Annotated in this window: 23 protein-coding genes and 1 tRNA gene; 15 read left to right on the top strand and 9 right to left on the bottom strand. The window is 69.2% G+C overall.

Going from position 1 to position 24,850, the window contains the following annotated elements; translation table 11 throughout:
• Nucleotides 1-96: 96 nt before the first annotated feature.
• Together ABLG96_RS14880 and der are read left to right on the top strand one after the other, a co-directional pair.
• Entirely contained in the window at nucleotides 97-642 is a 546-nt protein-coding gene (locus ABLG96_RS14880) for a lysophospholipid acyltransferase family protein (RefSeq protein ID WP_353648140.1), read from the top strand.
• A gap of 108 nt (nucleotides 643-750) precedes the next feature.
• Complete coding sequence (gene der, locus ABLG96_RS14875; protein ID WP_353648139.1) at nucleotides 751-2,241, top strand: ribosome biogenesis GTPase Der; 1,491 nt, start codon at nucleotides 751-753, stop codon at nucleotides 2,239-2,241.
• A 127-nt stretch (nucleotides 2,242-2,368) separates the two neighbouring features.
• Here der and ABLG96_RS14870 read toward each other — a convergent pair whose 3' ends face one another.
• On the bottom strand, nucleotides 2,369-3,895 hold the full coding sequence (locus ABLG96_RS14870; RefSeq protein WP_353648138.1) for a diguanylate cyclase: 1,527 nt from the start codon (nucleotides 3,893-3,895) through the stop codon (nucleotides 2,369-2,371).
• A 161-nt stretch (nucleotides 3,896-4,056) separates the two neighbouring features.
• Between ABLG96_RS14870 and ABLG96_RS14865 the strand changes: the two genes are divergently transcribed.
• The 3 genes from ABLG96_RS14865 to ABLG96_RS14855 are packed head-to-tail and all read left to right on the top strand — an operon-like array spanning nucleotide 4,057 to nucleotide 7,189.
• Nucleotides 4,057-5,169 (top strand): glycosyltransferase family 1 protein, encoded by a 1,113-nt coding sequence (locus ABLG96_RS14865; protein ID WP_353648137.1) that lies wholly within the window; start codon nucleotides 4,057-4,059, stop codon nucleotides 5,167-5,169.
• On the top strand, nucleotides 5,166-6,296 hold the full coding sequence (locus ABLG96_RS14860) for a glycosyltransferase (RefSeq protein WP_353648136.1): 1,131 nt from the start codon (nucleotides 5,166-5,168) through the stop codon (nucleotides 6,294-6,296). The genes ABLG96_RS14865 and ABLG96_RS14860 overlap by 4 nt, the downstream gene beginning before the upstream one ends.
• Complete coding sequence (locus ABLG96_RS14855; protein ID WP_353648135.1) at nucleotides 6,293-7,189, top strand: SGNH/GDSL hydrolase family protein; 897 nt, start codon at nucleotides 6,293-6,295, stop codon at nucleotides 7,187-7,189. Before ABLG96_RS14860 ends, ABLG96_RS14855 begins: the two co-directional genes overlap by 4 nt.
• 52 nt (nucleotides 7,190-7,241) lie before the next feature.
• On the opposite strand, the gene ABLG96_RS14850 is transcribed toward ABLG96_RS14855, so the two are convergent.
• Genes ABLG96_RS14850 through kduI form a run of 3 tightly spaced genes read right to left on the bottom strand, consistent with a single transcriptional unit; the run spans nucleotide 7,242 to nucleotide 9,715 of the window.
• Nucleotides 7,242-8,042, bottom strand: coding sequence for an IclR family transcriptional regulator (locus tag ABLG96_RS14850; protein ID WP_353648134.1), 801 nt, complete (start codon nucleotides 8,040-8,042; stop codon nucleotides 7,242-7,244).
• Between the two features lie 5 nt (nucleotides 8,043-8,047).
• Nucleotides 8,048-8,836 (bottom strand): SDR family oxidoreductase, encoded by a 789-nt coding sequence (locus ABLG96_RS14845; RefSeq protein WP_353648133.1) that lies wholly within the window; start codon nucleotides 8,834-8,836, stop codon nucleotides 8,048-8,050.
• A gap of 3 nt (nucleotides 8,837-8,839) precedes the next feature.
• Nucleotides 8,840-9,715 (bottom strand): 5-dehydro-4-deoxy-D-glucuronate isomerase, encoded by an 876-nt coding sequence (gene kduI, locus ABLG96_RS14840; protein WP_353648132.1) that lies wholly within the window; start codon nucleotides 9,713-9,715, stop codon nucleotides 8,840-8,842.
• A gap of 240 nt (nucleotides 9,716-9,955) precedes the next feature.
• Here kduI and ABLG96_RS14835 point away from each other — a divergent pair, with 240 nt between their 5' ends.
• From ABLG96_RS14835 to ABLG96_RS14815, 5 genes are all read left to right on the top strand, one after another.
• Nucleotides 9,956-11,296: an extracellular solute-binding protein gene (locus ABLG96_RS14835; protein ID WP_353648131.1), complete on the top strand. Its 1,341-nt coding sequence runs from the start codon at nucleotides 9,956-9,958 to the stop codon at nucleotides 11,294-11,296.
• Nucleotides 11,297-11,307: 11 nt separating this feature from the next.
• Complete coding sequence (locus ABLG96_RS14830; protein ID WP_353648130.1) at nucleotides 11,308-12,231, top strand: sugar ABC transporter permease; 924 nt, start codon at nucleotides 11,308-11,310, stop codon at nucleotides 12,229-12,231.
• On the top strand, nucleotides 12,231-13,211 hold the full coding sequence (locus ABLG96_RS14825; RefSeq protein WP_353648129.1) for a carbohydrate ABC transporter permease: 981 nt from the start codon (nucleotides 12,231-12,233) through the stop codon (nucleotides 13,209-13,211). Before ABLG96_RS14830 ends, ABLG96_RS14825 begins: the two co-directional genes overlap by 1 nt.
• A gap of 65 nt (nucleotides 13,212-13,276) precedes the next feature.
• Nucleotides 13,277-16,027, top strand: coding sequence for a hypothetical protein (locus tag ABLG96_RS14820; RefSeq protein ID WP_353648128.1), 2,751 nt, complete (start codon nucleotides 13,277-13,279; stop codon nucleotides 16,025-16,027).
• Nucleotides 16,017-17,120: a glycoside hydrolase family 88 protein gene (locus ABLG96_RS14815; RefSeq protein WP_353648127.1), complete on the top strand. Its 1,104-nt coding sequence runs from the start codon at nucleotides 16,017-16,019 to the stop codon at nucleotides 17,118-17,120. The genes ABLG96_RS14820 and ABLG96_RS14815 overlap by 11 nt, the downstream gene beginning before the upstream one ends.
• Nucleotides 17,121-17,221: 101 nt before the next feature.
• Here ABLG96_RS14815 and ABLG96_RS14810 read toward each other — a convergent pair whose 3' ends face one another.
• The gene (locus ABLG96_RS14810; RefSeq protein ID WP_353648126.1) at nucleotides 17,222-18,049 is read right to left on the bottom strand and encodes an aminoglycoside phosphotransferase family protein; all 828 of its coding nucleotides are present in this window, start codon (nucleotides 18,047-18,049) and stop codon (nucleotides 17,222-17,224) included.
• Nucleotides 18,050-18,149: 100 nt separating this feature from the next.
• On the opposite strand from ABLG96_RS14810, the gene ABLG96_RS14805 reads away from it, so the two are divergent.
• The 4 genes from ABLG96_RS14805 to ABLG96_RS14790 all read left to right on the top strand — a co-directional run bounded on the left by ABLG96_RS14805 (nucleotide 18,150) and on the right by ABLG96_RS14790 (nucleotide 20,538).
• Nucleotides 18,150-19,091 (top strand): alpha/beta hydrolase, encoded by a 942-nt coding sequence (locus ABLG96_RS14805; protein WP_353648125.1) that lies wholly within the window; start codon nucleotides 18,150-18,152, stop codon nucleotides 19,089-19,091.
• Nucleotides 19,092-19,163: 72 nt separating this feature from the next.
• Nucleotides 19,164-19,237, top strand: a tRNA-Pro gene (locus tag ABLG96_RS14800).
• A 272-nt stretch (nucleotides 19,238-19,509) separates the two neighbouring features.
• Nucleotides 19,510-19,851 carry a DUF2200 domain-containing protein gene (locus ABLG96_RS14795; protein ID WP_353648124.1) on the top strand — a complete coding sequence of 114 codons (342 nt, stop codon included), beginning with the start codon at nucleotides 19,510-19,512 and terminating at the stop codon, nucleotides 19,849-19,851.
• 312 nt (nucleotides 19,852-20,163) lie between these two features.
• Nucleotides 20,164-20,538 carry a PLD nuclease N-terminal domain-containing protein gene (locus tag ABLG96_RS14790; RefSeq protein ID WP_353648123.1) on the top strand — a complete coding sequence of 125 codons (375 nt, stop codon included), beginning with the start codon at nucleotides 20,164-20,166 and terminating at the stop codon, nucleotides 20,536-20,538.
• 164 nt (nucleotides 20,539-20,702) lie between these two features.
• Here ABLG96_RS14790 and ABLG96_RS14785 read toward each other — a convergent pair whose 3' ends face one another.
• From ABLG96_RS14785 to ABLG96_RS14775, 3 genes are all read right to left on the bottom strand, one after another.
• On the bottom strand, nucleotides 20,703-21,803 hold the full coding sequence (locus tag ABLG96_RS14785) for an alcohol dehydrogenase catalytic domain-containing protein (protein ID WP_353648122.1): 1,101 nt from the start codon (nucleotides 21,801-21,803) through the stop codon (nucleotides 20,703-20,705).
• A gap of 80 nt (nucleotides 21,804-21,883) precedes the next feature.
• On the bottom strand, nucleotides 21,884-22,261 hold the full coding sequence (crcB, locus tag ABLG96_RS14780; RefSeq protein ID WP_353648121.1) for a fluoride efflux transporter CrcB: 378 nt from the start codon (nucleotides 22,259-22,261) through the stop codon (nucleotides 21,884-21,886).
• Nucleotides 22,258-22,776, bottom strand: coding sequence for a CrcB family protein (locus tag ABLG96_RS14775; RefSeq protein WP_353648120.1), 519 nt, complete (start codon nucleotides 22,774-22,776; stop codon nucleotides 22,258-22,260). Before ABLG96_RS14775 ends, crcB begins: the two co-directional genes overlap by 4 nt.
• A 203-nt stretch (nucleotides 22,777-22,979) precedes the next feature.
• Here ABLG96_RS14775 and ABLG96_RS14770 point away from each other — a divergent pair, with 203 nt between their 5' ends.
• Nucleotides 22,980-23,720 carry a VIT family protein gene (locus tag ABLG96_RS14770; RefSeq protein ID WP_353648119.1) on the top strand — a complete coding sequence of 247 codons (741 nt, stop codon included), beginning with the start codon at nucleotides 22,980-22,982 and terminating at the stop codon, nucleotides 23,718-23,720.
• A gap of 175 nt (nucleotides 23,721-23,895) precedes the next feature.
• On the opposite strand, the gene ABLG96_RS14765 is transcribed toward ABLG96_RS14770, so the two are convergent.
• On the bottom strand, nucleotides 23,896-24,774 hold the full coding sequence (locus ABLG96_RS14765) for an SDR family NAD(P)-dependent oxidoreductase (protein WP_353648118.1): 879 nt from the start codon (nucleotides 24,772-24,774) through the stop codon (nucleotides 23,896-23,898).
• Nucleotides 24,775-24,850 lie beyond the last annotated feature (76 nt).

Here is a 24,850-nt window from a genome sequence, read left to right as displayed (position 1 = left end):
CCCACGCCGCCGCACGCCACCGGACGGTCTCTGGACCGCGGCAGGCGGATCGGCATGGTCCTGCGACACAGCCTGTACCGCAACAGAATTCGCGGGATGGAGCATGTCCCCCTGCGCGGTCCTGTCGTCTTCGTCGCCAACCACACGAACTTCATCGACGGCGCGGTGCTGTTCGGTCTGCTGCCCCGCCGGACCTCGTTCCTGATCAAGGCAGAGGCGGTCACGGGGGCGCTCGGCTGGCTCCTCGACCACGTCGGTCAGTACGCCATCAACCGCACCGCACCGCAGCGCGACCCGCTGCTCAAGGCGTTGGAACAGCTGAAGCAGGGCGGCTGCATCGGCGTGTTCCCGGAAGGCAGCCGCGGTGCCGGTCTGGTGGAGAGCGTGTTCAACGGTGCCGGCTGGTTGGCCGTCCGTACCGGTGCGGTGGTGGTGCCGATCGCGATCCGCGGGACCACCCGTCCGACCGGGTCCGGACGTCGGTTCCGCCCGTTCGTCGATGTCAGCATCGGGGAATCGTTCACCGTCCAGCCGGGTTCCGGTAAGCGGGCAGTCGATGCGGCCACAGCGCTGATCCAGCAGCGCCTCAGCGCCAGGGTCGCCGAACTCGACGCGCAGCTCGCTGCCCGGGATGCCGCATGACGACAGCCGGGGTCCTGCACCCACAGGAGATTCGCACCGGGGCGCGCAGCACGCCCCCGAAACCGCACCCAACACGCACCACCCACAGCAGCAAGTGACGAGGACGAGATGACGCAGTCTGACGACAGCGGTACCACCCAGGGCGCACCCGGCGCTGCGGGCGAGCAGAGCACGGTCGAGAGCACGTTCGAGGGGGACGGCAGCTGGACCGACGAGAGCGAGTTCGCCGGCTGGGAGGACGCCGACTCACTCGGCGCCGACGGACTCCCGGACGACGGCGGCCCGCTGCCGACGGTCGCCATCGTCGGCCGGCCGAACGTCGGCAAGTCGACGCTGGTCAACCGCATCATCGGACGGCGTGAGGCAGTCGTGCAGGACATCCCCGGTGTCACCCGCGACCGGATCGCCTACGACGGACTGTGGCGCGGTCGCCGGTTCTCCGTCGTCGACACCGGCGGCTGGGAACCCGATGCCAAGGGCCTGCAGGGCGCGGTCGCCGCGCAGGCCGAGACCGCCATGCGCATCTCGGACCTGGTCGTCGTGGTGGTCGACGCCTCGGTCGGCGCCACGTCGACAGACGAGGCGATCGCCCGGGTACTGCGACGCTCGAAGCGGCCGGTGGTGCTGATCGCGAACAAGGTCGACGACGAGCGCACCGAGTCCGACTCCGCCGACCTGTGGAACCTGGGGCTGGGTGAGCCGTATCCGGTCTCGGCGCTGCACGGCCGCGGCTCGGGCGACGTCCTGGACGTCATCCTGGACAAGCTGCCGACCGCTCCCGCCGAACGGTTCGGTGACGTCAGCGGACCACGCAGGGTCGCCCTGGTGGGCAAGCCCAACGTCGGCAAGTCATCGCTGCTCAACAAGCTCACCGGCGAAGACCGGTCGGTGGTCGACTCGGTGAGCGGCACCACCGTGGATCCGGTCGACTCGCTGGTCGACCTGGACGGCGAGATCTGGCAGTTCGTCGACACCGCAGGGCTGCGCAAGCGGGTCAAGACGGCCAAGGGCATGGAGTTCTACGCATCGCTGCGCACCGAGGCAGCCATCGAGACCGCCGAGGTGGTGATCGTGCTGATCGACGGCAGCGAGCCCATCAGCGAGCAGGACCAGCGGGTCATCACGATGGTCGCGGAGTCCGGCAAGGCGCTGGTGATCGCGCTCAACAAAGCAGACCTGGTCGACGGCGACCGGCGGATCGAGAGCGACCGCGAGGTGGACCGCGAGCTCAAACGGGTCCCGTGGGCAGAGGTCATCAACATCTCCGCGTCCTCCGGGCGCGGCGTCCATCGACTGGCGCCCGCGTTGCGTCGCGCACTGGCGTCCTGGGACACCCGCGTACCGACCGGCCAACTGAACGCCTGGCTGAAGGAACTGCTGCAGGCGACGCCGCCGCCGGTGCGCGGCGGCAAACAGCCCAGAGTGCTGTTCGCGACCCAGGCCAGGAACCGTCCGCCGACGTTCGTGCTGTTCACGACCGGGTTCCTGGAGGCCGGCTACCGACGGTTCATCGAGCGCCGGCTGCGGGAGGACTTCTCCTTCGCCGGATCCCCGGTCCAGGTCAACGTCCGGGTGCGGGAGAAGCGCGGCCGCCGCTGACGTTCGCGGACGTGACGGTCGTTTGCAACCTGCGTTCGCGGACGTGACGGTCGTTTGCAACCTGCGTTCGCGGACGTGACGGTCGTTTGCAACCTGCGTTCGCGGGCCTGGCGGTCCTCATCCGGGGTCAGGGCGAGAACGTGATGCGGTTGCGGCCCGCCAGTTTCGCCTCGTACAGCCCACGATCGACACGCTCCATCAGCTGCTCGACCGACTCGCTGCCGTCCCAGATCGCATAGCCGACGCTGCAGGTCTCCCCGTCGGGGACGGCGTCGCCGAGCACTCGCAGTGCAGGCTCGACGTCCTCGATGCGGTCCACGACCCGGGCGAGGGCGAACTCCTCTCCGCCCCAGCGGCTCAGCACGGACCCCGTGTCCTGATCGGCGGCGAGGGCTGAGCCGGCTGCCCGGCCGAACCTCCTGATCAGTTCGTCCCCGGCGAGATGGCCATGGGCGTCGTTGTAGGCCTTGAAGTGGTCGAGGTCTGCCAACCCGACCACGAGGATCCGTGCCGTGTCGCGCGCGGAGCTCATCAGCATCGGCAGGCGCTCGGTCCAGGAACGTCGGTTGGCCAATCCGCTGAGTTCGTCGGTCGTCGCGAGCAGTTCCAGCCGCCGCAGCAGGGTGGCCTGGTGGACGGCCATCGCCGTCTGCCCGGCCAGCAGCGGCATCATGCCGTGCGGATCGAGTCCACCGGGACCCGGTGCCGTCCGGCTCCCGACCAACAGCAGCGCGACCACGTCGGTCTCCAGTCGCACCGGGACCACGTCCACGGCCGCCAGAGCGATGTGGTGCAGGCGATCGCCGAGCTGCGGATCGGCCGCGATCGCTGCCGAGTCGAGCGTGCGGACCTCTCCCGACATCCAGGCGCGCCCCAAGCTGGAACCGGGCTCCCAGGGGAGGGTCGCGCCGACGGCGGGCGGAACGGTCGCGGCGGTGACGACCAGCGAGGCGTTCTCGTCACTGCGCTCGAGCAGCACGGCCCCGTCGGCATCGATCATCCGCATGGCCGCGTGGACCATCTCGTTGCGGAAGTCGCCCGCCGACGGGAGCGACCGGACGACATTGATCACCGTGCGCAACCGCTGCTCAGAGTCCCGCAGCAGCAGGTCCGCGGACTTGAGGTCGGTGACGTCCTGCATGTGGGCGATCGTCCACTCCTGTCCGATCGGGCCGCGGGTGTGCGAGATGGACATCCAGACCCATCTGACCTCGCCGGACGGCCGGACGAAACGCTTTTGGATCTGCGGGGCCTCGTGCGGACTGTTGCGGATCAGGGAACCGGCACCACTGTGCCCGGCCAGATCGTCGGGGTGGGTGAACGGGATGCTCGAACTGCCCAGCACCTGGTGGTCCGGCCGGCCGAACAGTCGGCACATGGCCGGGTTGACGGCGATGAACGCTCCGTGTTCGTCGGCCAGGCCCATCGCCACCGGGGAGTCGAAGAACATCTGCCGGAACGCGGTCGGAGCCGTCTCGATCGCGTCACCACGGATCTCCCGGGGGCGGGGCACCACGGATTCGCCGGGGCCGGACGAATCCTGACCGGCTGCCACCGCAGGTTCCCCCTCCGCAGGCCGGGGTGCGGGTACCTCCGTGTCCAGGACGGTCGGGCGCACGAGGCGCTTTCGCTCGACATCCTGGGCACGCTCCACCGGGCTGATCGTACTGGCGGGTACTCAAGCCGGCGCCGACACCGGCCCGGCTCACCCGGTCGACGACGCCCATTCGCGGAGCGAACGCCTGTCGACCAGTGTTGGCCCCGTATTCGTCCGATCGCGGCTACGTCGTCCCCTCCCTGTGGAGTGATGATCACGTGCGCGTTGCCGTGGTTGCGGAATCGTTCCTACCCCACCTGAACGGTGTCACCGGTTCGGTGCTCCGTGTCCTGGACCACCTGAGCGCCCGGGGTCATCCGGCGATGGTGGTCGCCGCCGGACATCGGGCCCCGATCAGCTACCGGGGGACGCCGGTGGTGCACGTGCCGTCGATGGGGGTGCCCGGGTATCCACAGGTCCGGATCAGTGTGGCCACCGCGCACCGACTGACCGAACTGCTGGGTGCGTTCGCGCCGGACGTGGTGCACCTGGCGTCACCGCTGCTGCTGGGCAACACCGCGACCAAGGCGGCGTCGACCCTCGACGTGCCGACGGTGGCCGTCTTCCAGACCGACGTGGCAGCATTTGCCGAGCGGTACGGCTTTCCCGGCTGGTCCATGAGGATCTGGAACCGCACCCAGGAGATCCACGGCGCCGCAGCGCGGACGTTGGCACCTTCGGCGCATGCCGAGCAGGCGCTGCACGAGAGGGGAGTGCCGCGGGTTCATCGCTGGGCGAGGGGCGTGGACGTGGAGCGATTCCGCCCCCGCACGTGCACCGTCGGTCGGTTCGCGGCCCCCGGCCGGGTGGTCGTCGGGTTCCACGGTCGCCTTGCACCGGAGAAGCAGTTGGAGGATCTCGCCGTCCTCGACGCCCTGCCGGCTGTGCAGTTGGTGCTGGTGGGTGACGGTCCGTCCAGGACGAAGCTGCGTGCGTTGCTTCCTGGTGCCATCTTCACCGGCAGTCTGACCGGCGACGACCTCGCCGACGCGGTGGCGTCCTTCGACGTGATGGTGCACCCGGGTGAATCGGAGACGTTCTGCCAGTCGGTGCAGGAGGCCCTGGCGTGCGGAGTCCCGGTGATCGCGCCAGCCGCCGGGGGCGTCCAGGAGCTGGTGGTGCCCTCACGCACCGGGTGGCTCTATGCTCCCGGTGATGTCGCCGGGCTCCGCGCCGCGGTGCTCGATCTGGTGGGTGACGGCGCGAAGCGGCGGGCCTTCGGTGCCGCGGCGCGGCAGGCGGTGCGAGGACGCAGCTGGGAGGTGTTGGGTGATCAGTTGATCGCCCACTACCGACATGCGATCCACGAGCACTCCGGGATCAGGCGATGAGCGCAGCGCCGCTGCACATCGTCCAGGTGGCGAACTTCTACGGCCCGCGTTCCGGCGGTCTGCGGACCTGTCTGCAGGCGTTGGGTCGGGGCTATCTGGCTGCGGGACATCACTTCTCGGCAGTGGTACCCGGAGAGCAGGACGCCAGGCTGGAGACCGACTTCGGCACCGTGTACACCGTGGCGTCCCCGGTGGTGCGGCTGCTCGGTGACTACCGGGTGATCGTCCGCACGCAGTCGGTGCGTCGGTTGCTGGAGCAGCTCGGTCCCGACCGACTGGAGGTCAGCGACCGGTCGACGCTGCACGGGCTGGGGACGTGGGCACGGCAGCGCGGCGTCCCGACGGTGTTCTTCGCCCACGAACGTCTGGACGGGGTGCTGGCGTCCGTCGGCATTCCGGCCGGGCCGGCGCGACGGCTGGCCGATCTGCGAAACCGCCGCACTGCAACATCTTTCGGTCAGGTGGTGGCCACGACGTCCTTCGCCGCTGTCGAGTTCGAACGGATCGGCGCGACCAACGTCCGACGCGTCCCGCTCGGCGTGGATCTCTCGGCGCAGGTGGCCGTTGATTCCTCGAGAGTTCCGGCCTCGGGTCGGAATCGAACGCTGGAGCTGCTGGTCTGCAGCAGGTTGTCGGTCGAGAAGCAGGTGGAGCTGGCAGTGCGGGCGCTGATCGTGCTGCGCCGGCGCGGCGTCGATGCCCATCTGACCGTGGTGGGCGACGGTCCGCAGCGGCAGCGCCTCGAGCGCCTGGCTGCCGGGCATCCGGTGCGGTTCCTGGGATTCGTCACCGACCGTGCCGAGGTCGCTGCCCGGCAACGCGCGGCCGACATCGCGCTGGCACCGGGACCGATCGAGACGTTCGGGCTGGCCGCGCTGGAGTGCCTGGCGGCCGGCACGCCGGTGGTGGTGAACGCCGCGTCCGCACTCCCCGAGGTGATCGGCGACGACCCGGCCGTCGGTCGCGCCGCTTCCGGCGACCCGGAGTCATTCGCTGACGCGGTGCTCACGCTCGCCGCCGCGGGCCGCTCGACTGCAGCGCGGGCGCGTGCCGAGCAGTTCCCGTGGTCCCGCACGATCGACGAGATGCTCAGCGTGCACCGGATCGGGTCGGAGCTGCGGGCATGAGCACATCGACCGCGCCGTCGCCTGCGCCCCTCGTGGACGTCGAGATCATCGCCGTCCCCGTGCGCGACGTCGATCGGCGGCTGCGGGCCCCGGGGCTGTGCGCGCTGGCGGCCGCGCCGTCGCGGCCGCGCATCGTCGCACTCGGGGACTCCGTGACGGTCGGCGTGGGTGACGTCGACGAGCAGGGCTGGGCCGTCCATCTGGCCCACGTGCTGGGCGGGACGCTCGTCAACCTCGCCGCCAACGGGGCCAGGGCGCACACGGTGATCACGGACCAGCTCGACGCGGCCATCGCGTCGCAGCCGGCGGTGGCGACCCTGATGGTCGGCGGGAACGACGTGCTCCGCGGCGACTTCGACTCGCGCGACGTCGGCTCAGCCGTCGAGCAGACCCTGCGGCGGCTGCTCGCCACCGGGTGCACCGTGGTGCTGCTGATGCCGCCGCCGGTCGGACGAGCCCTGCCGGCCCCGGCGATCGTGCGGCGGGTGCTGGCTCGCCGCATGGACCTGGTGCGAGCGGTGACTCTCGCTGCGGTGCAGCGGGTCTCACCGGCGGCTGGATTGCTGGTGCTCGACAGTACTCGGGTCCAGCAGGTCGGGGGAGATCGGGTCCTGCACATCGACCGCATCCATCCTTCCCCCCTCGGACACCGGTTGCTCGCCGATCAGGTGGCCGAGTTGTTGGGGGAGCGGGGGTTCGGGATGCAGGCAGTGATGTCACCGGTCCCGGACCCGCCGCCGCGGCGCGAGCGACTGTGGTGGCTGATCGTCCGGGGTACCCCCTGGCTGATCCGACGGAGCCGGGATCTGCTGCCGCGGTTGGTGATCACGGTACTGCGCGAGGAGCGGGGCAGGCGCGTCGAGCAGCGGAATGCGCGGCGGGTCATCGGCTGAATCGGTGGCCGGCCGGTCGGGCGTCCGTGTCCGGCGGGATCGGCGCCGGAGCTCAGTCGGCAGGTGCGGCGCCACCGAGAGCCGCGGTGACGGTACCGGCTGCCGCCGCGACCAACGGCCCGAGAACTCGCATCCGCCCGCGGTCGAGGTCGAAATCCAACGCGGAGACGGAGATCCCGGCGACGGGGAGCCCTCGGTGGTTCAGGATCGCGGCCGCCACGCAGCGCGTGTGCAGCTCGTTCTCCTCGAGGTCCTCGGCGTAGCCCCGTTGCCGGGTCGCGGCCAGTTCGGTGAGGAACGCCGGTGTGTCGATGATCGAGTACTCGGTGCGTGCAGCCATTCCGGTCCGCTCCAGCAGGGCTGTCACCTCGTCGTCGTCGCAGTGGGCGAGCATGGCCTTGCCGATCCCGGTGGTGTGGATCGGCACGACGACGCCGATCCGGGAGCGCATGTGGTACGACCGGCTCCCCTCGAGCTTGTCGAGATAGACGATCTCGTCACCGAGCCGCGATCCGAGGTGGACCGCGTGCCCGGTCTGGCTGTTGAGCAGCTGGAGCGCGCCCTTCGCAGCGCGCACGACGGCCGACTCCTGCGGTACCCGCCCGGCGATGGCCAGTACCCGTGGCCCGAGGGAGTACCCGCGGTCGTCGTCCTCCCGAGCCCAACCGAGCTGGACGAGCTCCTGCAGGATCCGGTGGACGGTCGAGGAGGTCAGCGAGGTCGCCGCACAGATCTCCACGACCCGCCGGTTGTCGGCCAGTGCTTCGATCACGGAGGTCATCTTGCCGATCGCGCTCGGCGCCGCCGCCCGGCCCGGATCGGACGGGGATGCCGGGGTCACGGTCGGCTGCACACCCCTCATCGTGACAGCCAACCGCCGTCGATCGCGATCACCTGTCCGTTGAGGTACCGCGCTGCGCGCGACGCGAGGAACACCACGGACGGCGCGATGTCCTGGGGGGTGGCCCACTCGCCGAGCGGGATCCGGTCGCGTAGTTGCGGTTCCCGCACCGGATCGGCGCGCAGCGCTGCCGTGTTGTTGGTGGCGACGTAGCCGGGAGCGACGGCGTTCACGGTCACGCCGTGTGGGCCCCACTCGTTGGCCAACGCCTTGGTCAGACCGGCGACGCCGTGCTTGGCGGCCGCATAGGAGGACACTCCGACCCCGCCCTGGAAGCTCAGCAGCGACGCGATCGAGATGATCCTGCCGCTGCCCCGTTCGACCATCGGGCCGCCGACCGCCTGGGTGATCAGGAACAGCGCATCGAGATCGACCGACAGCACGCGCCGCCAATCGGCGAACGAAACCTGTTCCGCGGGCTCCCGGTGGATGATCCCGGCATTGTTGACCAGCACGTCGATGCTGTTCTCTGCGGCCAGGCCGGCGGCCAGCTCGGCGACGGCGTCGATGTCCTCCAGATCGCAGCCGACCGGGTGTGCCTCGCGGCCCAGACCGCGGATCTCGTGCACCAGATCGGTGAGATCGGTCGCGTCCCTGGCCCAGAGCACCAGATCGGCGCCGGCGGCGGCCAAGGCCACCGCGCACGCACGACCGATGCCGGTGCGGGCGCCGGTGACCAGCGCGGTGCGACCGCTGAGACCGAACTGTTGGGTCAACCAGGGCTGATCCGCCGCGAGCTGGGCCATCGATCAGCGCAGCTCGGCAGTCGCGACCGAGTCCATGTCGTCGTAGGCAAGGTTCTCCCCGGCCGTCGACCAGATGAACTTGTACGGCGCGGTACCGGCACCGAAGTGCACCGACCACGGCGGGTTGATCACTGCCTGCCGGTCCGCGACGATCACGCTGCGGGTGTTGTCCGGCCGGCCGCACAGGTGTACCACCCGTTCGTCGGCGGGCAGGTCGAAGTAGAGGTAGACCTCCGTCCTGCGGTCATGGGTGTGGCAGGGCATGGTGTTCCACACGCTGCCTGGTTCGAGTGTGGTGATCCCCAGCGCCAACTCACAGGAGGCGATGCCGTCCTGGTGTACGTACTTGCGGATGGTCCTGGCACCGGCCTTCCCGGCGTCGCCGACGGGCACGGCCTCCGCCTCGTCCCGGGTGCGGACCACGGTCGGGTGCCGGCGGTGCGCCGGTGCCGAGACCAGGTAGAAGACGGCATCACCGGAGAGGGTGACCCGGCGGGTGCCCTGACCGAGGTAGGCGATCGACTCCGGCGCCATGGGCAGCTCGTCGTCATCGGCGGTGACAGTGCCGGATCCCGCCAGGCAGACCACCCCGAGCTCCCGCCGGTCACACAGGTGCTGGGCCTTGATCTCCTGCGGCGCAGTGACTTCCAGGCTGCCACCGGCGGGCATCGCACCGCCGATCAGAATCCGGTCGTGGTGCGAGAGCACGAACTTCAGCTCCCCGGGCACGAACAGATCGTCGACGAGCACCCGTGCTCGGAGAGCCGCGGGAGACAGCGTGTCCATGTCGTCCGGATGGGTGGTCAGCCTGACTTCCGTCGTCACGTCGGAGCCGGCGGCTCCGGGTGCGGCAGTGGCTCCGGTTGCGTCCGAGGTCATCGTCGATCCCCTTTCGATGCCGCCGCAGGACTGCCCGGCGTGGGTCGTGGTCGTCCGCATGCGTGGCGGACCTGGTGGTCCGGGCTGGACGGCGAGCGAAACCCCAGTGTTCATTGTCCCGTCAGGCGGGATGGTGTTCCCTTATGACGGGACGAACCCTAGCATCGGTGTCACGCCGAGGTCGACCCGCACGATGGGGTCGGGACGCATCGATCTCGGAGTCGAAAGGTCCTGCAGCTGATGCGATCTCCACTCCGACACCGTCTCCGTCCGATCCTGGGTCTGGCCGCGGGAGCGCTGGTGCTTGCTGCCTGTTCGCCGGGTGAGGTGGTCAGCGGATCGCAGTCCGCTGCCGCCCCGGCGTCCTCCGTAGCGCCTTCGAGCGTCGACCCGAAGAGCTTCGCCGGGCAGACCCTCACCTACGTGTACTTCACCGACGGTCCCGACGAGAAGGCCACCAGGACGGCCATCGCCGCGTTCGAGTCGGACACCGGCGCCAAGGTAAACCTGCAGATCGTGCCGTTCGCCGACCTGGAGAAGTCGTTGCAGGCCAGGCTCTCCGGCGGCGATTCGCCGGATGTGGCCAGGGTCGCCGACTGGCATCCGTACGATGACCAGCTCGTGGCACTCGATCCGTACGTCGGGTCGGCCTTCGCCGGCGAGTTCATCGAGGGCTCAGCCGCCGCATCGAAGAATGCGGCGGGTGCGATGGTGGCGGTGCCGAGTGATCTGACGATGAATGGGCCGCTCGTCAACACCGATGCCTTCACCAAGGCAGGCGTCGCGCTGCCCACCGCCGACAAGCCGTGGACCTGGGAGACGATGGTCGCCGATGCGAAGAAGGTGCAGGCGGCCAACAAGATGGAGTCCGCGATCGCGATCGACAAGTCGGGTCACCGGCTGAGCACGGTGCTGAGCCAGTTCGGCACCCGGATGATCGGCCCCGACGGCAAGCAGGCGCTGGACACCGCCAAGACCGAGAAGGCGCTCGGTCTGCTGTCCGGCCTGATGCAGGACGGCACCGTCCAGAAAGACTTCTGGCTCGAATCCGGCAGCCGTTACAAGGGCGCCAACGACATGTTCCTGGCCGGAGCCGTGCCGGTCTACATCTCCGGCAACTGGCAGGTCGCGCAGTTCAACTCGTCGGCGAAGTTCGGCTGGGCCGCCGTGCCGAACCCGTGCGAGGAGACCTGCGGCGGATTCCCGGGCGGCAAGTACATGGTCGCCTTCCAGGGCGGCAAGAACCCGGCGCTGGCAGCACATTTCCTCCAGTTCATGAACTCGAAGGAACAGCAGGCGCAGATCGATCCGGTGGCCGGTTGGCTGCCGACCCGCCGCGATCTCGTCGAGTCCGGTGTGACTTACCCGGAGCGCGGCGACGACATGAACGCCTTCCTCGCCGATGTCGCCAAGACACCGACGGAGGACTTCGCCACGGTGTCCAGCCCGGCGTTCAGCGCATCCGCCACCTCGTTGGTGGAACAGATGTCGGCGCTCGCCGCCGGTGAGGTCGACGTTCCGACCGCCGTCGCCGCGCTGCAGAAGGAGATCACCGGAAACGTCGAGAGCGCGGGCAAATGACGGTTGCGACCGTGTCTGCCCCCGCCGAGGCGAGCAGACCGCCGCGTCCCGTACGCGGCGGGTCGGTCACCAGGCGTCGTTGGTGGGTCCCGATCCTGTTCGTGGCGCCGAACATGATCGTCTTCGGCCTGTTCACGATCTGGCCGGCGATCAACGGCTTCAACATCAGCCTGTTCGACTCCAGCAACGGCCGGACCTTCACCCCGGTGGGGTCCCAGAACTACCAGGAGATCCTCTCCGACCCCGAGTTCCGGTCGGTGGTGCTGCACACCCTGATCTTCGTCGTGGGTTTCGTGATCGGGTGTGTGCTGTTCGGAACCGTGCTGGCGCTGCTGCTCAACGCGCAGCGACGGGGGCGCGGTCTGCTCCGCGCCGCCTACTTCCTGCCGGTGGTCATCTCGCCCGTCGTCGTCGGCCTGATCTGGAGTTGGGCGTTGACCCGGCAGAACGGCCTGGTCAACGCTGTCCTGTCGTCGTGGGGGCTGGGCAAACCGGGCTGGCTCAGCGAGCCGGGTCTGGCGATGATCTCGGTGGTGGGGGTCGGGTTGTGGACGCACGTCGGCTTCTACGCGATGATCCTGCTCGCCGGTCTCCAGTCCATCCCCGCCAACCTCAACGAAGCTGCCACGATCGACGGAGCCTCTGCGTGGCAACAGATCCGGCGGATCACCCTGCCGCTGCTGCGGCCGACGATGCTGGTCGTCCTGGTGCTGGCGACCATCAGCGGGTTCCAGGCCTTCGACTACATCTACACCCTCACCGGTGGCGGCCCTGTCGGGGCGACCACGCTGATCGTCCAGTACATCTACGAGAAGGCCTTCCAGTCACCGATCCAGTACGGGCTGGCGGCCGCCGGCGGAGTGCTGTTCTTCGTCGTCGTGTTCGCAGTGACGTTGATCAACTACTTCCTCGGACGACGTAAGGGAGCGGTGTGATGAATCGACGAGCTTCCAGGGCGGGCGACCAGCCCGGACCGACCGATGCCGAACTGGCGGTGCAGGATGCGGCGGACCGGCCCTCGGTGACGCGCACACTGGTCACGGCCGCACCGCCGCAGGACGGCCGTCGGCGGAGTTGGACCTCATCGACCGGTCGACGGCCACCGTCGACCTCCTCGATCATCCGCGGGACCGCGTTGACAGCCGGCGCGATCTGCATGGTGATCCCCATCGTGTGGGCAGTGCTGAGCTCGTTCAAGTCGCAGTCGGAGCTCGCGAAGAGCCCGCCGACGATCTTTCCGCAGAGCTTCACGCTGGACAACTACCGCGACGCTGTGGAGTCCTTCGCCTTCGGTCGGTACTTCCTGAACAGCGTGATCGTGACCTTCTCGGCGACGGCGTTGACCTTGCTGATCAACGCGATGGCTGCCTATGCGTTGTCCCGCTTCAACTTCCGTGGACGCAATTTCCTGTTCATCCTCACCCTGGCGACGATCATGATTCCGCTGCAGGTGATCCTGCTGCCGGTCTACCAGATGGTCTCCTCGCTCGGGCTGACGAACTCGTTGTGGGGTCTGATCATCCCGCCCGCTGCGACGCCGACCGGGGTGTTCCTGTTGCGTCAGTACATGTTGACGTTGCCGGACGAGACCCTGGAGGCGGCCCGGATCGACGGTGCGGGGGAGTGGCGGCTGTTCTGGCGGGTGGTGATCCCGTTGTGCAAGCCGGCCCTCGCCGTGGTGGCGATCTTCTCGGTGATCTGGCGCTGGAACGACTTCCTGTGGCCACTGATCGTCGCTCAGGACGATGCGGTCTACACGCTGCCGGTGGCGCTCGCGCAGTTCTCCAGCCAGCAGGTGATCCCGTTCAACCTGGTGCTGGCGGTCTCCGTGCTCTCGATCCTGCCGGTGATCGTGATCTTCCTGATCATGCAACGCCAGATCGTGCAGGGGATCGCACAGACAGGTCTCAAGTAGCGCAGCTGTCGCCATCCGCCGGGCGCGAGCACTTGCTTCACCCCTTCGACATTCCAGGAGAGCTGTTGAGCGAGCAGGTCGACCTACCGTGGGGACCGACCGGCAGGACGGTCCATCTCACCGATCCCACCGGGCTGGTCCGTGACTGGCTGGTCGTTCCGGCCTTCACCTGGCCCGTGCCGCAGGACCATCTCGCCGAACTGTTCGCCGACGCGGGTGACCCGTGGGGTGCCGGTCGGTGGGTGCTGACCAACGGCCCGGACGTCGCGCCCACCAAGGTCGCGTTGCATGCCCGACACCCGCTGGACAGGACCTGTCCGGACCTCGCCGCGGTGACCGAGGCCGGCCCGATGCAGCGGGTGACCCACGACGGAGCTGTGCGGGAGGGGAGTTGGCAGCGCAGGCACACCGGCCGGGACGGTCTCGTCGACTGGAGCCGCTTCTGCTACACACCCGAGTACTCCGAGGGGATCGCCGCCACCGCCGTCGAGGTCGACCAAGCAGAGTGGCGGACCGTCGAGATCGCTTGCACCGGACCGTATCTGCTGTGGATCGACGGCGAGCCCGTCGGCGAGAGCAGTGCGGTCAGCTACATGGAGCCGCTCGTCAGCCGGTACCCATGGCGCTTCCGCTCCGGGTCCAGCACGATCTTGATCGCGACCTGGCAGGTCGCCTTCAGGGAGGTCCGCCACGTGCTCCGGCTGCGGCTGGACGGTCCGCCGGTGCAGGTGGTGATCCCCAGCCCCGGTGCCGACGAGTACACCTCGGCCAGGGCCGAAGCATTGCTGGAACGACTGACGGTCGATCGCTGGGCCGTGGCCGGCGACGACGTCGAGCTGTCCGGTCCTGCCGGGCTCCGGCTGCTGGTGACCCCGGATCGGGGGGCGGTACGGACCGTTCGACTGGATGCTGTCGGCGCTGCGGTGCTGGCATTGGACGCGGAGACCGACGAGGTGCCCGCCTCGATGCTCACCACCAGCGAGCGACGATTCACCCTGTCGGTCGACGACCCGCGCAGCCCGGTGAACAGGGAGCTGGCGGTCGGCGTCCTGCCGAGGGCGCATCGCACGGTGCCGGTCGGCGACCCGGAACGGTGGCGGAGCGAGGTGCTGCGGCACGCCGCCGACTCCTCCGCCGGGACCGCCAGGGCGTTGGCGAGGTTCGAGCTGGACGGCGTCGGCCCGGATCCGCTGGATCTGGAACCGGCGCTGCGAATGATCACGTCGCGCAGTGACTGCGCCGACTTCGAGGCGGTCGGCCTGCTGAACCTCTGGCACCGCATTCCCGCGGAACTGTGGCCGGATGGCGGCCGCGGACAGGTTCGGGATGCCCTGCTGGAGTTCAAGTACTGGATCGACCAGCCGGGCCTGGACGCGATGTGCTATTTCACCGAGAACCATCAGTTCGTCTGGCACACCGCCGAGATCCTGGTCGGACAGACCTTCCCCGACGAACGGTTCGTCAACGCCGGGATGACGGGCCGCGAGCACGCCGCCCACGGCTCCGATCTCGCGCGGAAGTGGTTGCAGCGCAAACTGGTCGGCGGATTCAGCGAGTTCGATTCCAACGCCTACCTCGCCATCGACTCACTGGCGCTGGCGTCGCTGGTCGAGTGGAGCACCGACGACGCCCTGCGGGGCAAGGCCGAAGCGCTGCTGGACAAGATCCTGCTCACCCTGTCCGCCAACTCGTGGAAGGGCATCCACGGCTCGGCGCACGGCCGGTCCTACACCCCGACGCTGCGGTCGGGGAGGTTCGAGGAGACGGCCCCGATGATGTGGGCGCTCTGGGGGATGGGCAGCCTGAACTCGGCAGTGCTGCCGGTGACGGTGCTGACCACCGCCCGGCACTACCGGGTGCCTCCGGTGGTCAGGGCGATCGGCTCCGGGGACTGCGGGCCGGATGCCGTCTGGTCCGGTCGACAGGTGTACCGCGGCCGATATCGGCGGCAGCACGATCTGTTGGACCGCCCGTACGGCTCGGACGTGCATGTCTGGCGTACCCCCGACGTGATGCTCTCCAGCGTGCAGGACTACCGCAGCGGGCTGCCCGGTCTGCAGGAACACATCTGGGGCGCGACCCTGGGGGCCGAGATCCAGGTGTTCGCGACCAACCCGGCGACGGACTCGATCTCGCCGTCGGCGCGACCCAACGCCTGGGCAGGCCAACGGGTGCTGCCGCGGGTACGGCAGATCGGCAACGCCGTGATCGCACTGCACCGGTTGCCGGCGGACGACGTCGGCGGGACCCACCTGTGGTTCCCGCAGCCGCTGTTCGACGAGGTGCGCCCTGCAGGAGAGTGGTTGTGCGGGCGTTCGGGGGACGGATATGTGGCGGTGACCGCCGAGGGTGGCCTGGACGAGGTCCTGGTCGGTGACGGCGCGCATCAGTCGTTCACCCCGAACGGGCGCGGCGAGGCGTTCATCTGCGTCGTCGGCGGCCGCTCCACCCACGGCTCTGTCGACGAGTTCGTCGCGTCCCTCGGGTCGGTGGAGTACCACCCGCGGGCGACCGGAGAGCCCGGTGTGCTGTGGACTGCTGCGGACGGCACTCGCGCCGAGGTGACCTGGTCCGGCAGCCCGACGGTGGATGGGGTACCGATCGATCTGGACGCCACCGGGGTGGTCGCCGATCCGCTGCATCTGTCGAATCCGGCCTGCCGCAGTGCTTTCGGCGACGAGCAGCTGGTGGCCGAGTGGGCCGGGGAGCGCCTGGTGCTCGATCTGCGCCGAGGCCGGCGGCTGGAGCCGGCGTCCGCGGTCGGGACGTCGGGGCGATCGATGACGGGCACGGAGGGCGGCACCGATGGCCGGTGAGGACACCACCTCGGCGCAGCTGAGCGCTCCGCCGCGATCACCACTGCCGCCGCAGGACTGCACGCCGCAGGCGCTGCGCCGGATCGGTGACGAGGTGGTCGCGGCGACGCTGCAGCTCGGTCTGCCGCATTGGTTCTGGCCCGAAGGCGTGGCACTGACCGGGATGACGGAGTTCGCCTCCGTCTGCGGGAAGCCCTTTCCCGATGAGGTCTCCCGCTGGTTCGAGCAGTTCGCGACCCGGGGCCTGCTGCCGGACCACATCAACGACGTCGCACCCGGAACGGCTGCCGTCCGGGGAGTCGCTGCAGGCGCGGGGATCGACGCCGGGGTGCTCGAACGGTTGTACAACTGGCTGACCACCTCGCCGGCTGCCACCCGGGATGCCGATGGCACCTGGGAGCACTGGCCGGGTGGGGTCTGGGCGGACACCGTCTACATGGCCGGGCTCTTCGTGGGTGAGCTGGGAATCCTCTGGGAGAGAGCGGATCTGGTCGAGCTGTTCGGGCGCCAGTTGATGCTGCACCTGAAGCGGTTGCAGCACCCGACCAGCGGGCTTTGCGCCCACGGATCACACCGCGGGGAGACGATCTGGTGTCACTGGGGTCGGGCGAATGCCTGGATTGCATTGGCGGGTGTCGAGTACCTGCAGCTGGCACGGACAGCCGGGTTGGCGGAGCTCGACGTCACCGCGCAGGTGCGTGCTGCCCTGACCCGGCAGCTCCTTGCCCTGCTGGATCATCAGCCGCAGCAGGGTGTCTGGAGCGTTCTGGTGGACGACCAGGTCGAGAACGCCGGGATCATCGAGACATCTGCGGCGGCGGGGATCGGCGCGGCGATGATCCGGGCCGGCACCCTGGTGCCGGAGCTGCCGGTCGCGGTGGGCGCCGCCGGTGAGCTGGCGGTGCGCGGCGCCCTGGCATACGTGGACGACGGGATCCTCACCAGGGTGAGCGCTGGGACGGTGCTGCAGCTGGTGCCCTTCGGCTACAGCGTGATCCGCGATGACCGTCCCCAGTTGTACGGGCAGGGTTTGATGCTGCAGGGGATCTCGGCGCTGCTGCACCGAGTGGATCCCGTCGGTCCGGGGGTGTGACCGAGGTCGGTCACGGGTGTCCAGGGTGCACAGATGCCCCGGGTGCACAGGTGTTCAGGGTGCACCGGGTGTCCAGCGCTCCGGGGATCGGCCGCGCTGATTCAGTGGACGGTGCTGAGGCGTTGCAGGGCCATCGCCATGACGGTGTGCGGGAACGCGGCCTCTTCCGGATCGTCGTCCTGCAGGTGCCAGATCCCCGACACCCCCGACCAGGCGACGATCCACTCCAGCATCGTCCGTTCCCCGATCGCGGCCTGACGGCAGACGATCGCCAGTCTGGCATCGAAGTTTTCGGTCGCCTCGGGAAGCGTCCAGTTCGTGAAGATGTTCGCGTGATCGAAGGCTCGCGGGCCGATGACGCCTTTCGGATCGATGAACAACCACCCGCGGGGTGAGGCGAGCAGGTTCTCGGCATGCACGTCACCGTGCAGCAGGACGGGTTCTTCGTTGCGCTGCAACAACTCCTGCGCGAAGCGGCGGGCCTGTGCGAATCGGTCGTCGCGATCGTCAAGCAGGCTACGCAGATGATCTCGGAGCGGCACGAACCCTCCGCTCGCCGGTGCCGGGAGGGTGTGCAGCACCCGTACCGCCGCGGTCAACGTCGCGGTACGGACGGCGTCGTCGGGCTCGGACACCCGGAGGGTTGCTCCGGCTCGCTCCATGATCGTCGCGTCAGCGTCCCGATACAGCACGCGCACCGAACCCCGTCCGTCCCAGTGGCCCAGCGCCTCGATGCCCCGCAGTTCCTCCGGCGCAGCGGTCACCTTGAGCATCGCGGGAGCTCCCCGCCAGGTCACCGGGCAGAGCAGGCAGGCGGCGGTGCGGAACGGCTCACCGTCCAGTCGGGCACCGGTCTGCTCCAGGAGAGCCGGCACTCGCCGGAGCGAGGGGGGCCGGAGGGCGGAGGATCCGGATGCGGGCGTCGGCACCCGACCAGGGTAGGAGCACCGGGTGGCACGATGGGACGAACCGGACTTGCGGTCAGTGGCGATGATGACGCCCTGACCCTCCCGAGAACAGGAGCAGACGATGACGTTGACACTCGATCCGGAGGTGGGCGCTGCGCTCCAGGCGCTGGTGGCGCAGGCAGGGGAGCCCGTACCTCTCGCGGTGGGCGACGTCGCCGGGCGCAGGGAGGCGATGGGCCAGCTGTTCTCGGTACTGGGAACTCTGGTACCGCCGGCGCCGGAGGTGACGGTCGAGTCGACGTCGTTGCAGGTCGACGGGGCCGAGCTGGAACTGCGGATGTACCGACCGGCGCAGCCGTCGGGCTCCGCTGCGCTGTACGTCCACGGCGGCGGCATGATCGGTGGTTCGGTGGAGATCTACGACCCGTTCCTGCGCTCGTACGTGCAGGCCTCCGGGGTCCCGCTGGTCGCGGTCGAGTATCGCCTGGCGCCCGAGTTCCCGCATCCGACGCCGGTCGAGGACTGCTTCGCCGCGCTGCGGTGGTTGGTCGATCACGCTGCAGACCTGGGCGCGGACCCGGAACGCATCGGGGTCATCGGCGACTCGGCCGGTGGTGGCCTGTCCGCCGGGCTCGCGCTGCTGGCCAGGGATCGCGGTGTACCGGTGGCGCGGCAGATCCTCATCCATCCGATGCTGGACGACCGCAACACCTCCCCGGATCCGGCGATCGCGCCGTTCGCGGTCTGGACCTACGACGACAACATCACCGGGTGGGGGAGCCTGCTCGGCGACGCCGCCGGTGGGGACGACGTCCCGCCTTCGGCCGCTCCTGCCAGAGCCGGATCGCTGAAGGGCCTGGCCCCGGCCTATGTCGAGGTCGGCCAGCTCGACATCTTCGCCGAGGAGGACGTCACCTATGCCCGTCGACTGATGGCTGCCGGCGTGGCCACGGAGCTGCACGTCCACCCGGGCTGTCCGCACGGGTTCGAGGTCTTCGCCCCGGACTCCGCGGTGGCGCGCCGTGCTGTCGCCGACCGGATCCGACAGCTGCAACTGCTCTGACCAACGGTCGTCGGCGGGTGCCGGAGCGGTCGCCGGGCTGCGGTAGCCTTGTCAGGCTGCCTCGTGCAGTGGCGGGCTGTGGCGCAGCTTGGTAGCGCACCTGACTGGGGGTCAGGGGGTCGCAGGTTCAAATCCTGTCAGCCCGACCGTATCGAGATGGCCAGGTCAGAGTGGTGAACACTCCGACCTGGCCTTTCTCGTGCCCTGGTGCGGGAGCCGCTGCCGCGACTTCGTCGCTGGTGACAAGGGCTGTTGCTGGCTTCGAGGACGCCCTTCCGGCCAGCAACAAGCCGGTTCACCAGCGAAAGTCCGCTTTCCGCCGCGTGGCTGCGGGCACTGGCGGAGGCGGTCCGTCGTAGCGCCTTTCGCCAGGCGTGACAACCTTCTGCTGAGATCTCGCCCGTATTAGATTCTGCGGATGAGCCGCATCTTCACCACCAGCGTTGCGTCGGTGTACCCGCACTACGTGAACAAGGCAGAGCGCAAGGGCCGCACCCGCGCCGAAGTGGACGAGATCTTCCGTTGGCTCACCGGGTTCGACGAGCCGACCTTGCAACGGCATCTCGACGAGAAGACCACGTTCGAGGAGTTCTTCGCCGCAGCGCAGCTGCACCCGAACGTCTCGCTCATCACCGGAACGGTGTGCGGCATCCGGGTGGAGAACGTGGAGGATCCGCTGATGCAGAAGATCCGCTACCTGGACAAGCTGGTGGACGAGCTGGCGAAGGGCAAGTCGATGGAGAAGATCCTGCGGACTTGAGCTCGGACGCTCGCAGGCGGTGACGGGAACGGGGTCTCGTCTCCTGCGTCGCTCGACCGCCGTGACCGGGACGCGCAGGGTGCGGTTGCGATGTCTGCGTCGCTCGACCGGCGCAACCGGCATGCGCAGGGTGGGATCTCCTGCGTCGCTCGACCCCCGCGACCGTCACGCGCATCGGGGCTCGACCCCTTCATCACGCGAGGGCCACCTCCACGGAAATCACCCGATCCGGGCACCGTCTGCTCTGGCGCCGAACCGGCGGGTCCTGCATGATCGCTGCAAGGTCTGTCCGACCGGCACGGGGGAGAACACATGCTGTACGTAGGTGGGGTCGTCGGGTTCGCGCTGCTGGCGCTGTGGGTCTTCTGCCTGGTGGACGTCATCCTCACGCCCGAGGGGGAGTGCCGCAATCTTCCGAAGCTGGCATGGTTGCTGATCGTGCTGATCCTGCCGGACATCGGCTCGATCATCTGGCTCATCGCCGGTCGGCCGCGCAGCACCCGGCCGCGCTTCAGCGGGCACTACGCAGGTGCGCGACCCAGCGGTTTCCCCGAGTACGAGCGACCCGGTCGAGCCACCGCGTCCACCCCGGAGGCCGATGCCGAGTTCCTCGCCCAGTGCCGTGCACGGGCGGAGGAGCAGCGCGCCGCCGCACGCCGACGGGACGCGGAGCCGGGCGCGGACTGAGCAGGCGGATTCGACGGCATCTCGGCTGCTGTGTCGCTCGATCGGCGTGGGTGGGATCTCGACTGCTGCGTCGCTCGATCGGCGTGGGTGGGTTCTTGGCTGCTGTGTCGCTCGATCGGCGTGGGTGGGTTCTTGGCTGCTGCGTCGCTCGATGCGCGTCGAGGTCAGAAGGTGATGAGCTGGCGCAGTTCGGTGCCGGCGGCCAGGGCGTCCATCGCCCCGTTCAGATCCTCCAGGCGGATCCGTGAGGACACCAGCCGCTCGAGGGGCAACTTCCCGTCCCGCCAGAGATCGACGTAGGTCGGGATGTCGCGCTCGGGAACGGCTGATCCGAGATAGCTTCCGATCACGGTGCGCGCCTCGGCTGTCAGAGTGAGCGGTGAGATCGTCGAGACAGCTTGCGGTGCAGGTAATCCGACCGTCACCGTGGTCCCGCCAGGTGCGGTGACCGCGAAGGCCGTCTCGAAGGCACGCGCTGAGCCCGCCGCTTCGATCACGACCGGTATTCGCAGGCCTTGCTCGACCGCGTCGATCGGTGAGATCGCCTGCGCTGCTCCCAGATCACGGGCCAGCGCGAGCTTGTCGGCCACCATGTCCACGCCGATCACCGGGTGTCCGAGTGCCTGCGCCACCAACAGCGCGGCCATCCCCACCCCACCCAGGCCCACCACCGCGACCGTCGCACCGGGAGCGGGTCTGCCGGCGTTGATGACGGCGCCGCCACCGGTGAGAACGGCGCAGCCCAGCAAGGCCGCGATCTCGGCCGGGACGTCCGTGGGGACACCGACCACGGACGTCCGACTGACCACTGCATGACTGGCGAAGCCGCTGACTCCGAGATGGTGGAAAACGTCGGAGCCGTTGCGGTGCAGTCGCATCCCGCCGCCGACCAAGGAACCCGCTCCGTTGGCAGCGGCGCCGACCTCACACGGCAGGCGGCCGTCCGTCGCGCACCCTGCACACGAACCGCAGCGCGGCAAAAACGTCATCACCACCCGGTCGCCGACCTGCAGATCGTCGATGCCGTCACCGATCTGCTCGACGATGCCGGCCGCCTCGTGACCCAGCAGCATCGGCGTCGGCCGCACCCGGTTGCCGTCCACGACGCTGAGATCGGAGTGACACACGCCCGCGGCCTCGATGCGCACCAGCAGCTCACCCTGTCCTGGCGCGTCGAGCTCCAACGTGCTGACGGTGAACGGCCGGCTCTGCGCGAAAGGCGCCTCCGCGCCGGACGTCTCGAGCACTGCACCGGTGATCTGCATCCGCCTGTGACCTCCTCGTCGGGGCGAGCGCGCGCCGCTGTCCCTGCTGTCGACGATAGCCGCGCCGCGGAGACCTGCGCTCACCACGACGAGCCGAGGGCAAACCCGCCCCAGGCGAGCAGCACCGCGAGCACCAGCATCCCGATCCCGTTCAGCGCCGCGGCGGTTCGGCGGCCCGCGTGCAGCAGCCGCACCGTCTCGAATGCTGCGGTGGAGAAGGTGGTGTAGCCACCGAGCAGGCCGGTGCCGAGAATCGCCCGCCAGTCGGCCGACACCAGCGCAGCGGTGGCGAGACCGGTGAGCAACCCCAGTAGCAGCGAACCGGACAGATTGATCATCGTTGTGCCCCAGGGCATCCGGGAGCCGAACCGCTTCCGTACCGTCGCATCCACGCAGAACCGGGCGGCTGCGCCGAGGCCTCCGGCGACGCAGATCCCGGCGAACACTGCGGCGGTCATGAAGAGCTCCCGGCGACGCGACGCCGGATGATGCGGCGTCCCAGCACGATGCCGAGAGCGGCAGCCGTCAGCCCCAGCACCAGCGTGCCGACGGTGTAGGCCCCGGCGGCGACGAAGCGCCCGGTGTCTCCCAGCAGGACGGTGTCCGTCGCCAGGGCGCTGTAAGTGGTGAACCCGCCGAGTACCCCGGTCCCGGCGAACAGTCGGAGGTCCCGTCGTCGGCCGGAGTCCTCGCCGCGTCCGGACAGGAACTCCAGCAGCAGGCCCAGCACGAAGGCGCCGACCACGTTGATCACCCCGGTGGTGACCGAGACCCCGGAGACGGGCGGAAAGGTCAGCGACAGGGCCTCCCGCAGACCAGTCCCCAGTGCGCCGCCGACCGCCACCAGCAGGAGGAAGCGCGGACGAGGATGGACGGCCCCGGAAGGCCCGCTGGTGGTGTCGGACACCTCGAGATCGCTGTCGACGCCGAGCTCGGGATCGCGATCGGCGTGTGGGTCGTGCGGTGCAGACATGCGGTGGTGCTCCCATCTCCGGGCAGTACTGAACCAGGGGACAGGGACTGTTGTCGACCGCGCGGATCGAAGTTTCTTGCCAGGAGGCGAGCCCCACCACCGTGTCGCGGCGGGCAGCACCGCGTCGGTACCAGCGTGTCACAGCTGTCCCGGAAGGGTGCTGCTCGGCGTCCCCGGTCTCCCGATGGTGGTGTACTGCAGGCATGACCGACCGACCCGACGCCCCGACCGATACGGCGGTCCATCCGGGTGAGCCCCATCGCGAGGGCATCGCGCAACGGCTCAACTGGTTGCGGGCCGGGGTGCTGGGTGCCAACGACGGGATCGTCTCGGTGGCGGCGATCGTGGTGGGCGTCGCGGGGGCTACGACGCAGACCGGCCCCATCGTCACCGCCGGGATGGCCGGGCTGGTGGGCGGCGCGATCTCGATGGCGTTGGGGGAGTACGTCTCGGTCAGCAGCCAGCGTGACAGCGAGCACGCCTTGATCGAGAAGGAGCGCCGGGAGCTCGCCGAGATGCCGGAGCAGGAGTTCGATGAGCTGGTCGGGCTGTACCGACAGAAGGGGCTGTCGGAGGGCACCGCGCACCGGGTCGCCACCGAGCTCACCGCCCACGACGCACTGGCTGCTCATCTCGAGGTCGAACTGCATCTGGACGAGAGTGACGTCGTGAGCCCGTGGGCGGCGGCCGGCGCCTCTGCGCTCGCCTTCACCGTCGGCGCGATCCTGCCGATGGTCGCGATCCTGGTGCCGCCCGCCGGTGCCCGCGTGACCGTGACCTTCGTCGCCGTGCTCTTCGCGCTCGCGATCACCGGCTACCTGTCTGCCTGGATCGGCGGCAGCTCACGCTGGCGCGCGATGGCCAGGGTCGTGCTGGGCGGCGCACTCGCGTTGGCAGCGACCTACCTGGTCGGTTCCTGGCTCGGGGCCTCAGGGATCGCCTGACCGACGTTGATCGAGCGATGGAGGAACGAACCGAACGAGATTCCGTCCGGTCCGCCATCGGTCCTGAATCCGTCGGGTCTCGACTCCTTCGTCGCTCGACCTCCGACCCCACGGTGATCGAGCAAGAGAGGAACGAACGCGTCGAGATCCCGGCAGGATCGATCACCGGAGTGCGTCAGCCGAACAGCATCTTCGCGCTGCGGTCCCACAGACCGCGGGCGAGCGTTGCATCCTTCGCCTGCTTGCTGAGCGAGCCAGGCTTGCGACGGGCGTAATAGGTGCCGGGAGTGAAGTCGACACCGGGCGTTCCCTGGGCGAGCCAGATGATCTGGTCGGCGCCCTGCTCGGTCGTCACCAGCAGCCGATCGAACGGCGGCCGGTAGAACAGCCGCGTCAGGGCCTTGCCCTCGCGGGCGAACTGGCTCGCGACGACGCCGGGATGGATGCTCACCGCGGTGAGACCCGGGCGACCGGCGGGCAACTCGCTGCCGCCCGTCCCGAGCCGACGCTGCAGCTCGACCGTCGTCAGGATGTTCGCCAACTTCGCCGAGCCGTAGGCGCGCATGGCCTTGTACCGATGGGTGGACTCCAGATCGTCCAGTTCGATCTTCCCGAAGCGGTGGGCGGCGCTCGCCGTGGCGATGACGGTCGCCGAACTCTCGGTGAGCCGGTCGGCCAGCAGCGTCGTCAGCAGGAACGGCGCCAGATGATTGACCTGGAAGGTCTTCTCGTGGCCGTCCTTCGTCTCGCTGCGGTCACCCATCACCCCGCCGGCATTGTTGGCGAGCACGTCGATCTGCGGGTACCGCTCGAGCAGCTGATCGGCGAGAGTGCGGACCTGCGCGAGGTCGGCGAAATCGGCCAGCAGGTGGTCGGCGCCGATCTCCGCGGCGACCTTCGCGGTCTTCTCCGGCGAGCGGCCGACGACCACCACGCGATGGCCGAACGCGCTCAGCGCTCTGGCCGCAGCAGCGCCGATCCCGTCGCTGGCGCCGGTGATGACGATCGTCCTGCGGGTCGGGTCGGTCGCGGCGAGCTCTGCAGGGTTTCCCATGTGTTCGACGGTACGCAGGTGCCTTGCTCCACCCGCGCCGTCACCGACCGTCCTACCAGCGTGACATGATGAATCT

Source organism: Nakamurella sp. A5-74 (genome assembly GCF_040438885.1).
Classification (GTDB): domain Bacteria; phylum Actinomycetota; class Actinomycetes; order Mycobacteriales; family Nakamurellaceae; genus Nakamurella.
The sequence above is the reverse complement of the archived record's forward strand: the minus strand, read 5'-3'. Positions and strand labels throughout refer to the sequence as shown.